The organism is Geojedonia litorea (assembly GCF_042654525.1).
In the GTDB taxonomy this organism is placed as follows: domain Bacteria; phylum Bacteroidota; class Bacteroidia; order Flavobacteriales; family Flavobacteriaceae; genus Geojedonia; species Geojedonia litorea.
Genome location: NZ_JBHSGP010000008.1, coordinates 1 through 13573, shown reverse-complemented (window position 1 = coordinate 13573; position 13573 = coordinate 1). Strand labels below are relative to the sequence as shown.

Annotated in this window: 11 protein-coding genes; 3 read left to right on the top strand and 8 right to left on the bottom strand. The window is 35.2% G+C overall.

Annotated features, from left to right (window positions below):
- Position 1: 1 nt before the first annotated feature.
- The 8 genes from dcm to ACFO5O_RS04540 form a co-directional block, all read right to left on the bottom strand.
- Positions 2-1360, bottom strand: a complete 1359-nt coding sequence (gene dcm, locus ACFO5O_RS04575) for a DNA (cytosine-5-)-methyltransferase (RefSeq protein WP_387961366.1) — start codon at positions 1358-1360, stop codon at positions 2-4.
- 183 nt (positions 1361-1543) lie between these two features.
- Entirely contained in the window at positions 1544-3697 is a 2154-nt protein-coding gene (locus ACFO5O_RS04570) for a UvrD-helicase domain-containing protein (RefSeq protein ID WP_387961364.1), read from the bottom strand.
- Between the two features lie 3 nt (positions 3698-3700).
- A complete protein-coding gene (locus tag ACFO5O_RS04565) occupies positions 3701-4339 on the bottom strand; it encodes a ribonuclease H1 domain-containing protein (protein WP_387961362.1) in 639 nt (212 codons plus the stop codon).
- 156 nt (positions 4340-4495) lie between these two features.
- Positions 4496-4669 carry a hypothetical protein gene (locus ACFO5O_RS04560; RefSeq protein WP_387961360.1) on the bottom strand — a complete coding sequence of 58 codons (174 nt, stop codon included), beginning with the start codon at positions 4667-4669 and terminating at the stop codon, positions 4496-4498.
- A 63-nt stretch (positions 4670-4732) separates the two neighbouring features.
- Positions 4733-5458, bottom strand: coding sequence for a hypothetical protein (locus ACFO5O_RS04555; protein WP_387961358.1), 726 nt, complete (start codon positions 5456-5458; stop codon positions 4733-4735).
- Between the two features lie 738 nt (positions 5459-6196).
- Entirely contained in the window at positions 6197-6862 is a 666-nt protein-coding gene (locus tag ACFO5O_RS04550; RefSeq protein ID WP_387961357.1) for a response regulator, read from the bottom strand.
- 3 nt (positions 6863-6865) lie between these two features.
- On the bottom strand, positions 6866-8470 hold the full coding sequence (locus ACFO5O_RS04545) for a tetratricopeptide repeat-containing sensor histidine kinase (protein WP_387961355.1): 1605 nt from the start codon (positions 8468-8470) through the stop codon (positions 6866-6868).
- Positions 8471-9155: 685 nt separating this feature from the next.
- Positions 9156-10013, bottom strand: a complete 858-nt coding sequence (locus tag ACFO5O_RS04540) for a TolB family protein (RefSeq protein WP_387961353.1) — start codon at positions 10011-10013, stop codon at positions 9156-9158.
- Positions 10014-10532: 519 nt separating this feature from the next.
- Between ACFO5O_RS04540 and ACFO5O_RS04535 the strand changes: the two genes are divergently transcribed.
- From ACFO5O_RS04535 to ACFO5O_RS04525, 3 genes are all read left to right on the top strand, one after another.
- On the top strand, positions 10533-11072 hold the full coding sequence (locus ACFO5O_RS04535; protein ID WP_387961352.1) for a hypothetical protein: 540 nt from the start codon (positions 10533-10535) through the stop codon (positions 11070-11072).
- A 22-nt stretch (positions 11073-11094) separates the two neighbouring features.
- Entirely contained in the window at positions 11095-11358 is a 264-nt protein-coding gene (locus ACFO5O_RS04530; protein WP_387961350.1) for a T9SS type A sorting domain-containing protein, read from the top strand.
- Positions 11359-11854: 496 nt separating this feature from the next.
- Positions 11855-13573: HYR domain-containing protein (locus ACFO5O_RS04525; protein WP_387961349.1), on the top strand; the 1719-nt coding region annotated here is incomplete at its 3' end.

The following is a 13573-nucleotide window of genomic DNA, read 5'->3' as shown; positions in this document are numbered from 1 at the left end:
GTTAATATAAATTGATTTGTTTGTATAACTCCTGTCCTATTTTCTCAACAACACCAACAACTAAAGCATTACCCATCAAAAAAGCTCTTTTTGTATCAGAAACACCATCTAATTTAGTGTGATTTTTTGGAAACATATTTAATTTTTCAAGTTCACTTGGCATTAATCTACGATAAGTATTTTCTTGAACTATAACATGCTTAAAGCGTGAAGGACTTGAACCTCCCTCTCCCGTAATAATTGTTCTTGACGGATTATCTAGTTCATCAGGGAATGACATTGCTCCTTCAGCATATTGATAATCATATCCAAGTGCCTTATTTCGTCTATACTCTTTTTTTGTACCTTTTAAATATTTCCACATATCGAGCTCCGTATTTAACACCATTTTTCGACCATCAATTTGCACTTTGACAAGAGGTTCTTTTAGCTTTTTTCTAGGATTAATAATATATGATTTATCGATTTCACTCAATGGTCTTATAACAATATCTCCAAGGTTAGTTATTTCACCATAATAATTCGGTTCTGTTTTTGCAGTATGATACGTTCCATCCAACATTAAGCCTGTATTAAAAAATGGATTCTTAATTTTCTCTAAATTAAATTCTTTGGTTAATAATTGAATATCATTATCTATTCCTCTAGATACGATTGAATATTCAAAATTCTTTATTGGAAATGCCTTTGAAAGAACCCCATTTTGAAAAATGAAATTCTTTATTGAAGTATTTTTTATTCTTTGGTAAATTGAAGTGCCTTTTCTATATCCAAGAATATAGACTCTTCTTCTTCTTTGTGGCATCCCGTAATCTGCTGCATTAATAACTCTCCATTCAACAGCATAACCTAATTCATTTAAACAAGAAAGCATAATTGCAAAGTCTCTCCCTCTTTGCGAAGCTGGAGAAACCAATAACCTATCCACATTTTCTAAAAACAAATAGCTTGGTGCGTTATCGCCTTGACCTTTTAGAATGTTGTAAATACTCCACCAAAGCACACCTTTTTTTCCAACTAATCCTTTAGAGTTTTTTAGAGTTGTAGCAACTGAATAATCTTGGCAAGGAAAGCCTCCAACTAAAAGATCATGTTGAGGTATGTTCTTAAACTTTTTTTCTATAACAACTTCTATATTTTCCCTAGAATGATGTTTATTACCCCACCTTTCTTCATAAACTTCTGATGCATGCTGTCTTTTAGTGGAGGGCTCAAATTGATTCGACCAAACAATTTCGTAATGTTGATTAAGTTTATTTTTATAATTAGATGTAGATGATAGTCCTTTCCAACCTTCTAAACCTAGCCTAAATCCCCCGACTCCTGCGAATAGCTCTACAACCCGTAATTTATTATTCATTAATCTATAATTTTGATGACCAAAATATGATTATTTATGTCGAATTACAACCGAAATATATTAACATTTATTTTTTTTTATAGATGTTGACAAATACAGCTATGTAGGATACTCTTTGTCTATATATTTTTATTATTCCTTCACTCAATAGCTAATACCTATTGTTGGATTTTAAATAATTTTTTATTCATTTAATTTTTGTTCTTCACCACAATATGGACAGAAAGCAAATCCTTCGTCTAATCGATTATTACATTTAGAACATAGCTTAATTTCCTCGATTACAGACTTAAATGGAACACTCGTTTTAAAAGTAAAGTCTTCTGGAATTTCTTTTAAAAAACTTGACTCATTACCTTTTTCTGTAATTATAAATAAATCGTCTTTTGCTCTTGTGATTGCAACATAAAACAACCGCCTTTCTTCTTCTAGTAATAAATTATGATTTGACTCCTTTATGACCTGGTAAATTCTATCCTCCATCCAAATATCTGGGAATCCCCCATTTCCTTCAGTTAGTCCGATTATGAAAACAGCTTTGGCTTCAAGTCCTTTAGAAGCGTGAATTGTCTTGCCTGTTACAAAAATCCGTTCTTGCTTGAATCTTTCAAAATATGGACTAAACATTTTGCTTCTGCGATACAAAAAAAGAATGTCTTCTTTTGTATAACCCTTATCTTTTAGTTTGTGAATTTGATCTATTACATAGTTTATATTCTCGGCTTCATCTTTTCCTGCATAAATATGAATTTTGCTACTCGATTTCTTGTTTGAACGGATATCTTTATCAACTTTGAATTTATTGTGTTTGATAACCTCATTACTTGCCCCTACTATGTGTTCGGAACTTCTGTAATTCATACTCAATTTTATCGTTTCAGAATTTTTGAAATGCCTCTCAAAATTCACAATATAATCAACATTTGAACCTCTAAAACCGTATATACTTTGCCAGTCATCACCAACACAAAACAGCTGATTGTTGTCATTAAGTAGAAGTTTGATTAATTCTACTTGTAAATTATTAACATCTTGGAATTCATCTACTAAAATGTATTCATATTTTTCTCTAAACTTTTCGGCTATTTCCCTATGATTTTTAAAAAGTGATATAGTTCTAGTAATCATATCATTAAAGTCTAAATATGATTTGTTAGTGCAATATGATCGGTATTGTTCAATTATTGGGACGGATAGTTTATAAAAATCTCGCACTCTTTCATGTTGATCTTTTTGTGAGTTTTCTAATATGATTTTAGTCGGTAAGTTTTCAACTTTAACCATATCAATAACTCGCATTGTTTGACGTAAAAAGTCTTTAACTTCTTTATGGTATGAATTGAATTCTTCTTCAAAAGATAATGCTGTTGAGAAATGGTAATTTGAGGGAAGTCTATTCTTAACAATTCTATCTAACGTCAAATTGAATAAAGCAGAATCCTTCGTTTGGTGCTCAAATGTTTTGACTAATAGTTTATTGGCTTTGTTGAATTGTTGTTCCTTACCTTTAGTTGGATAGCTTTTATCACTAACGTGCTCCAAATATAGATTAGCTTCAGGAATGAAAAAGTCAGGTCTAAAATTAAAATCCCTGAAATTTACAATTGGTTCATATTCAAATTTAATACTGTGCCGGTACAGCCAATCAGCGATATATTGTTCTGATTTTGAACGAACTTTATCCCCATTTAATGTTGTATAAAACTTTCCATCTTTAGGCAGTAAAAGGGAATTGTCTTTCTCAATATGTATTTTGTCAATCATATAGTCCAAAATATATCGTTTTAAATTAAGCAGATACTCATTGGATTCGCAATTCTCAATAATGATTTTATGAATTACTTCAAAAGCCGTTTCTGTAGCTGAATATTTAGCGAATTCATCATCTGTTGCTTTTGTGTCTCCAATTATTTTAAACTTATTGTCAAACTCGTTTACACCAAAATTTCGAATTATACCGTAGCAAAGACTATGAAAGGTCTTTAAAGTTAGATTGTCAATCCATTTATGCTTTTTGGCAAAAAAATAACGTTCAGTTTCTTTCTCTTTAGAGGTCCGATTTTTATCAGCCAGAATCTCAACATATTCTTCAGTGTCGTCTGCTGAAATAATTAATCTGTCAAGCATTTCATTTGCAGCATTTTTTGTAAAAGTAATTGCCAAAATATTATTTGGATTCACTCCCTTCTCTTCAATAAGATAAATTAGCTTTTGAAGTAAAGTTTTGGTCTTGCCTGAACCTGCCCCTGCAAGGACAAGAAGCCTCTTGCATTCAGAAACAACTGCTTGTCTTTGTTTTTCGCTTAGCCCGCTTAAATTGGTTTTAGTGTTTTGCATAATTTATTTTCTTCCAAAGTCAGCTGGAATTTCTCCCCAAGCCTGGGTTTCCCATTTAAGAATTTTATTTTCAATCTGATTCTCTTCTAACCATTTTACAGCTCTATCTAAGAGTTTAAATGATTTAGAGTTTTTTTCATTTTTTTCAAGACTTGTTCTGTAAGTTTTATCTTTCACCCAACTTATAGCCGTTTTGCTGTCTGTATATATTGGTCTTTTATCATTAGTTTTCTTTAGGTGTGCTAAAGTATGAACTAAACCAAGAAATTCTCCAATATTGTTAGTTGATTCGTGAAGAGGGCCAAAATGGAATATTTGTTTTTTAGTATTTGTATCTACACATTGATATTCAACAGTTCCTGGATTGCCACTGCAAGCAGCATCAACTGAAACCGAATTTAAGTTAGGTTTTCCGATTAATTCCAATTGTTCTTTTGATAATGTGCTTTCAAATATAGTTTTACCTTTATAATTGCTATAATTTTCAGAAAACGCTTTTTGTGCTAAATTAAGAGTTGTAAAAGATTTGTATTCTGCACCTTTAAAACCATGAATCGACTCTCTACATTCTTCCCATGATTCTAATATTCCTGTTTTAGCACCTTTCCAAACCACGTAATATTTTTTCTTCTTTTTACTCACTATTTTATATCAAACTTGCATTCAAAATGTTATAAACAAACCCGTTTAATCATACTTACAAGTTAGATGAGTTTGTTAATTGACTCGTTGTAAAAATAGAAAATCATTTAATATTTTTTAGTAAAAAATTCCACTTAGTAGGATAATCAAAATTGGTTATTTTATCTTCCCATTTTGTTTAAGGAGGTAAAAGGAATAGCCAAATTGAAATTGTGAGTAATTATTATCCCAATCTTCTAATTCGGTAATAAAATTATAGCGTATAAACAACTTGCCTATGGCCGAGGTGTTGACATAAAACTCCAATTGAGAGGCATTAAACCAATGCATATTGTTTTCATAGTGGGTTTGGTTTAGGTACTAGTAATTCATCACTAAGCTCTTTAAAGCTGTTTAATCTTCCTCAAAAAAGAATTCATGTATTTTAATGATATCACCACGCCCTATTTGGACCAGATCATGTGTTTCCTTTAAATAAATCCCCAAGGAGCGTTCGTTGTACAACAATTTCATGTCTTGAGAATAATCGGTCACCACATACATATCACCTTCCAATTTGTAGAAGGGAATTTCCATGCCTCCTTTTGCTTTTACGCCCTTGTTGACCACTTTTCCAGTTTTTAAGGTTTTTTGTAACAGGGCTTTGTCCTTTTCGCCAGAGGCCACCTGTGCATATGCCACCATCATATTCATCCATTCAGCATCATCAATTAAAAACCATCTCACTTTATTAAAATCGATACCGTATTCATTGATCCATCCATGACTAGTAAACCCAAACAACACCTGTTTTTTGCCATTAAGTTCTGGTTTATCCATTGGCTCAAACTCTTGAATTTTAAAGGAAATTACAGAGACTGATGACATATCTTTTAATTTTTTGCCATCGAAGTCTAACGTTTTTAAAGAAAAGCTAGTCATCTGTTCCTGATTTGACAGCACCCATTCGGTTGCTGTTAATTCGGCTTGTTCTTTCATTTGTTCTATAGCAGCAATACCTGCACCAATAGCTAAAAGACCACCGGCAACGGCTGCCACTGCGGCTCCATCGTTTTGAGCTTTTATGTGTTGCGGTGTAAAATAAGTTGTAATTAATAATAGTAGAATGAGTTTGCGCATGATAGATATTTTAAAGGGTTATTACATTGCATTGTTTATGACGTCTAAAAATAAAAGGAATACGGGAAGTCTCCTTACGGAAACCCGTAGCTACAAAAAAAAGCAGGTCCCCATAGCTAAGGACCTGCAAACTCCATTCACCCTCATGAATTAATAAACAACAGTGTGAAATTATAGCATTGGTTGTTGTCAACCTTACGGTTTACCACAGTATAAGGCATAAAAAAACTCTGTGTTTTTTTATTACACAGAGTTCTAAAAGGATAACCCTTATTATTAAATTAATAGCATTACAATATTATACTAAAGGGGCTAGGTTTCCTTACGGGTAACCGTAGAGGTGTGAAAATTTTTTGTTTGACCGCCGTTCGACTCCTAGATTATGCTTCGGTAGGTAAGTTTTGGGTGAGGCATATTAAGACTTAACCATTATTCTTATTCTTAATATTTTATGTTCATTTTTTGCTTGACCAAAAAACGAACCAAAAAAGTCAAGACGATTTAAGGACGTTACTACGTACCTCTCGCGTTATTACATGAATATTCTTGGTTCTTAATTATAATCCCTCTTCAATTCTTGTGTTTAATTATTAAATAAATGCTCCCGCTCGTTACGTCTGCAAATCGTCATTCTTCCGACGGTGTCGGAACTGCAAGTGGGTTGATTAATTACTGAATTGTTGATACTTGTTTGCTTCGCATTAGCTTGATTTATCAACGGGATAAAAACTAAAAAGGCTATATAAGCCCTAAATCTTTGGCTATGGCTACTAAATGGATGGCATTATTGGCCTTAAACTGAATACGGAGTTTGTTAAGTCGCTTTTCAATGGAGCTTAAACTGCTTGGGGTGATATTATTTTTAGAAAAAAGATGACTGATCTCGTCTTGGGATAAGCCTTGTGCTAGTTGTGTAAGGAGTTGAATGTCGTACTCGTCAATTTCCAAATCGTTGTTTGGGTTGAGGGCATTTTTAACTTCGGGAGAAAGGTAACGCTGGTCATTGGCGATGGCGCTTACGGCGTTAACAAGTTCGGTGAGCCCTCGCCTGCCCTTGCACACATAGGCATTGATATGTTGCTGGTTAACAAGCATACGTACTTTTTGCAGTCGGTCTTCAATGGAATAGACCAGCACCTTGAGGTTGGGGTCTTCGTCCCGCAATTTTTTGATGAGTGCTTCACCCGTAGTTAACTGCTGTTGGCGGTGATCCGTTTTAAAGGACATATCGGTAATGAGTAACTGGTAAGGCTCTTGTTCTAATTTGGCCTTTTTGAATTTGAGATAGGCATCATCACAGTACTGTACTTGGTGAATCTTGGCCACGCCTAAATCGGTAAGGGCATTGTAGATCCCCTTGTTGATATCGTCCATATCTTCTGCTACCAAAACTTTTGTAAACATCCTCTATATGTTGATTTTAACCTTAAAGCCATTATTGACTTCTGACTCAAAAATAATCGTTCCATTAATAGATTTAATACGGTTTTCCGCATTGGTGAGTCCGTTGCCTTTTTGCAGTTGGCTACCAATACCATTATCCTTATACAGGATGTGAATGTTTTTGTTGCTTTGCTCAAAACTAACCAGCACCACCTTGGCCTTGCTATGTTTTCGCATATTGGTCATTAGTTCCTGAAGAACCCGATACAGCGCCGTTTTCTTGAGGTCGGGAATTTGCTCCCAATGGATTTTTGAAAGGTTTTTGGTAATGATGGTGGTAGTATCGGTTTTATAACTTAAGAGCAGGTCGTTAAGCAGCTCACTGAACTTATCGGTGACATCTAGGGCACTATGTTCTTTTGAAATATCGCGAGTTTTGTTGTAGATCTGCTCTAAATCGTCTAATACCTCGTCACTTTTAGCAGTACCCTGTATTTTAGTAATGACATGATACACCTCATTTGCAACTTCGTCATGTACTTTTTTCGAAATGCGCGACTCGGTGTGATACACTTGCTGGAGTTTGTCCTTTTTATGTTTTGCTTTAAGAGCTAAATAGAGCAACACCGAAATTAAGGCAATAGCTAGAGCAATGATTTGAAAGAGCTGACGTTTAGATTTCTCTTGCTGTGATTGTAAAACACTTGCCTGTGCCTGACGTTCCTTTTCGGACACATCATATTTCATGAGGGCAAACTTATTTTGCCGGAGTGTATTGGCCGCTGTTAGGCTATCGTTTAAAGTTTTATATTCTAGACTATAAGGATCTGAACTCATGCTTACCAATAAGGCTAGGGCATCTTCTTTGTAGGATGCACTGTTAATGGCCTTGGCTACTTCATAGGCTTTTAGGGCATAGTGTTTGGACTGAACCTTATCACTTTCAGCGTAATACAGTGCCAAATTTTTATAACTGGGGTAAAGTGCCGCTTTATTGTTGAGTTGTGTTCTTAAGTCCAAGGCCTGTAACATTAATTCTAAAGCATCCGGTTCCTGAAGTTTGAATTTTAAAAATCCCATATTATCTAAAACCAAAGCATACATAAGGCTATCCTTTAACCGTGGCAATAATTGAAAGGCAGCAGAAATAGCACTTTTGGCATTGCTATAATCGTCAGCATCTTTATGGATGTTGGATATATTGTTATAGATCACTGTGCTATCGCGGGTAGTGTTGGCTATGGCGAGTGCTTTATGATATAAGTCAATGGCCTTGGCATTATTGTTTTGTTCGCGATACAGGATGCCCAATTGGGTGTAAAGACTTTTGCGGAAGTGCCTGTTATACTCATTTTCTTCTTGGGTATCCAATAATTTTAAAGCATCTACCGCTGCACTTTCACTATCAAAATAGGAACCGCTTTTATAGGCAATTCGGGCCAACTGAAATAGGCTAAACATTTGCGACATGGTGTCCTGTTGTTGCTCTGCCTGTTCTTTTTGGGTATTGAAAAAGACATAAGCTTTTGGGAGATGGTTGACGTCTTGTGGATGTGTCACCAGATTTTCATAATAAACCACGCTATCTGTTGGCGTTTGGGCATGTAGAATGGTCATGGTGAAGACCATTAGAATGAATAATTTACTATATAAGAAGAGGGATGTTAGGTGTTTCCATTTCATCCCTCTAAAATACTAGTTAATTTGTAATCTGTATAGGTTTTTGTGAGGCTTCTTTTCGGTTTTTTTAGCTTGATCACCCTTTGACCCCGAGACTAGGCTCGGGGCAGGTAAGATTTGGTGTGACGCACCAAAAAAGTCAAGATTAAATAATGATTAATTTCTGTTCTATTGTTCATTTTACCTTGATGCAAAATGAACCAAAACATCAAGTCGATTTAAGGACCTTACTGCGTACCTCTCGCGTTGATACATGAGGGTTTTGGTTATTAATTATAATCGCTCTTTAATTCTTGTGTTTAATTATTAAGTAAAGGCTCCCGCTCGTTAGGTCTGCAAATCGCCAAAATTCCGACGGTGTCGGAACTACAAGTGGGTTGGCAATTTAGGATGGGTTATTCCTGAATCTACATCTTTAAAATTGGTAGACCTTAAAGTTTCAAGGAGGATTAGAATATGGAACAACTAGGCTAAAGTTTCAGTATAGATACGCCCAACATAAGCCGAACATAAGCCGAACATAAGCCCAATCAATAGCAGGCTACTCTATACCTTTTCTATAGCTGCCCTATAGCTACCTTATAGATACCCTATGGATACTCTATGAAGAGTGTATGTAAAGGCCTGATGATGCTTAAAGTTCTTCTTTTAAAAGAATCTTAATAATCTGATCATGGCCATTAATGGTACGGGTAACAAGCAGATTAAAATCTTGGGGTGACCAATTAGGCAAGGTATCGGGATGGCTATTAAAGGTGATGCGGCGTTGGCTCTTGCCTTCCTTGGTCATCATATAAATCTCTGTTGGGGCGTTTTCCATAGAAGCCACATAAGCAATTTGGGTGCCACCATTAGAATACGAAGCATAGGTTTGATGCAATGGTGAGTTGGTTAAACGGTTTTCCTTTCGGGCATAGATATTAAACACATAAATTTCGTCAGCCTCACGTTTGGTATGTTTTCTGGAAAAATACAGAATGGCATCTCCCATAGGTGAATAGCGCGGATACATATTTTGGTAGGCATTGTTGACATAAGTCCGCAAGCGTTTGCCATTGAGGCCCACCTTATGAATATTAAAATTTTGATCACTTACTTTATAATTGAACACAATTTCTTTGCCATTAGGGGCAAAATAGGCATGCGACTTATTACCATTTAAGGGGATAGGCACTTTTTGGAGTTCCCTGGTGTCAAAATCATAGGTGTAAATGTGGTTGACACCACTCCGGTCAGATTCAAAAACAATCTTATTTTCATAGGGATGCCAGCTGGGTCGGCGATCGTTAGCATTACTAGAAACAACACGCGTTTGGCTGTTACCGTTAATATCCATGCTATAGATTTGCCAGCGCCCACTGCGATTAGATTCGAAGATGATTTGTTTACCCTCATGATTGTAACTGGCATAACGATTGTCATAAGCCGAATTGGTTAATTGCTCTTCCTTAAAACCTTGGGCCTGTAAAAAACTAGAGCCGCTAAACAGCATGATGAAGATAGTGAGGGAATATCGTTTGACGCAATTCATATATGTTACCTAATCCTTGTTTTAGTGGTGGTTATTGTGATGGGTTTTTAAAAATATGAAAAAATTAGACGATGACCGAAGTCTTTATTGTAAAAGCATGAATTTATAGGCTAAAGACTAAGAATTCAAAAAGTTTAAACAACATATTAAATAAATTATTCACTGTTTTGTTGTACATTTTTTACTCATTACTAATCTATTGTTTTTTAATTGTACTCGTAAAATAAAAGATCTGTTCAGTCAATGAAATAGAAGCACAACTTATGTTCTGTATTTGATAATCATATTTTAACTTTTGTAAAATTCTATTAAACCCATTTTGGGATTTCAAAAGTTCGGTTCCTTTTGTCGATTATTTTAGTGGTTCATTAATCGAATTTGTATTATCGCTAATAAATCAATACTTTAGTGCTGCATATCAAATTTTGTGTGCTCAAACCAATTTTTAGACTAAAATATTTTAATTATATTATTGTGATTATGAAAAAAACTACTCCAAAAAACTACTCCAAAAAACTCTCACAATACGGAGCCCTAACAGCGGCTATAACTGGTATTGCAGATGCTTCAGGTCAAGTAGTCTACACCCCCTTAGGAACAACACATGCAGACGCTGCTACTTACGCATTAGATATGAATAACGAGGCACCAAATGAGTTCGAGTTTAATCAAGCTGGCAATAATCTTTTTGTACAACCAACCTCGGTTAATGCAGCCATATTAGGGAGTAGTTCTAGTGGTTTTATTTATCCTTTTGCCTTAAATTCTGGTGTGATGGTGAGTAGTGCTCAGGCCACTTGGTTTCCTGCAGATCCTTTAGGATCACAAATATTGAATTTTCAAAATTGCGGATTTTATAATAGTGATTGGTGCAACCCAACAACTGACAAATTTTTAGGTCTGCGTTTTAGTATAAGCGGTCAAATCCATTATGGTTGGGCCAGAGTGTCGGTTTACAATTTACCTAGCTCTGGAAATTACCCTAGGTTCAGGCTGGGCGATCACAGGTTATGCTTATGAGGCAACTCCAAATACTGCGATCATGACAGATAATACCCTTGGTAATGATGATCTGTCCCTAAACAAATTAAAAATTGTCGCCTTACACAAAAGCATTGCCTTATATAATTTACCAGATGCTACCGATTTTACCTTATATACCATAACCGGACAAAAAATCAAAGAAGGCTCCACAAATCAAGATACGTATGTCATTGAAAACGAAACACTGCCCACTGGCATTTATGTTCTTGAGATTAAGGATACAAATTCTAATGCTGTACTAAAAAAGAAGCTGGTTTTGTAATTCTTTTATTCGCTGCTCTATAATTTAGCTGTTTTTGTTTTAACTTTTGTAGGAAAATAAACTTCAAAAGTTACATTTTCTGTCAATTTCATAGTCCTAAAATTTTTTATTATCAGTAAGTACTTGATTATAACCACTTTAATTTGTAATTAGACATGAATTCTGCAAGGACATATGCGTTTTGTCGATGTTTTTTGCATTTCATAGATATTTTGTAAAATAATTTTCTATATTAGCTCAAATATTATGACAGATTACGTTGACATTTGTGTTATTTTAATCAATTGTAAGAGAATGAATTAAACTAGATTGAATAATAAAATTCGATTAAAGTAAAAATTAGTAGTTCAACGATAATTTTTCATTTTAAACGAATGTCATTGTAAGTTTGTTATACCCCTCATTGAAAATTAATAGCAGTAGTAATCATTAATTAATCTTTAGTTTAAAAACATTGAATTAAGTATTAATGGATTACGTTTAAAAAGAACGCTATATGAAACAACATTACACCTACTACGTTCTCCTGGTAATTTTTACCTTTATAGCAAATCTTGGTTTTACCCAGTCTAATATTTTTGAGAGTTACGCAATTTTAAATATTAATGGTAGTGGTAACACCTATTACGATTTGCAAGCGACGACAGGTAATACAGATTTTAATGGATTAAATTTAGGAACTTTCACGCCTACTAATTCCTTAATCTTAAATGGTGGTCAGAACAAAACTTATAAATGCGATACTGACGACATCTTAAATGGTTGGTTAAATTACAGGATTTATTTAACTACTGATACTCCACCTGGTTTCTCTTCAACAGAATTATTTCATTTTAATAACGATGGCACAACACTATATTGTGGTGGCACTAGCTTTGACCAGACCTGGCAAAGTTCAGGGGCAAATATTGACGTTCTTAATGGTCTCCCTTCTGGAACTTATTATCTAGAGATTTATACACATGCTGATTTCACTTATATTGCCGGGTCCTCAACCCATTTCGCCAATGCTGGAGGTTCAAACTATACGGCCACTTTTAGCGTAGATAATCCTCCAACTGCAATTTGCCAAGATCTTACGGTACAATTAGATGCTTCAGGAAATGCAAGTATTGTTGCAAGTGACATTGACAATGGAAGTACCGATGATAATGGAATTGTAAGCTGGAGTATAGATATCGATACTTTTAACTGCTCTAATTTAGGAACACCTGTTACGGTAACCTTAACTGTTGAAGACACTGTTGGTCAAACAGACTCATGCACAGCAACTGTGACAGTTGAAGACTCTGTCAATCCAACAATCACATGCCCTGGAAATCAAACAGGCAATGTAGATGCATCTTGTAACTTTACGATTCCTGATTATACCGGATTAGCTACGGCTTCCGATAATTGTGGAACTGCTACTGTTACGCAATCTCCTATTGCCGGAACGGTGGTTACTACAGGTACTACTAATATTACCCTTACGGTTACCGATGGAAACTCTAATTCGGTAAACTGTAATTTTGACCTTGTTGTTTCTGATAACATTGCGCCGACTTTAGCTGGTTGCCCTTCTAATATAACTCTTAATACAAATGATGATGGCGGTGCAAATTGTGAAGTCACTGTAAACTATACCCCGCCTACATTTAATGATAATTGTGACGGAACTGGAACTGCAACTTTAGTCTCTGGACCTGCAAGTGGCACTTCCTTGAATGTAAGTGGTTCGCCTTACACAGTCGTCTATTCTTATACTGACGCCGCTGGTAATTCTGTCGCTACAAATTGTTCGTTTACAATTACCGTAGTTGACAATACAAACCCAACAATCACATGCCCTGGAAATCAAACAGGCAATGTAGATGCATCTTGTAACTTTACGATTCCTGATTATACCGGATTAGCTACGGCTTCCGATAATTGTGGAACTGCTACTGTTACGCAATCTCCTATTGCCGGAACGGTGGTTACTACAGGCACTACTAATATTACCCTTACGGTTACCGATGGAAACTCTAATTCGGTAAACTGTAATTTTGACCTTGTTGTTTCTGATAACATTAATCCAGTAATCTCTGGATGTCCTTCAAATATCTTACAAGGTACAGACGCTTCTGGTTGTAATGCCGTTGTAAACTGGACAGCACCAACCGCTGCAGATAACTGTGGCGTGACTTCTTTTACAAGCTCACATAATTCGGGTGCAACATTCCCTATTGGAACT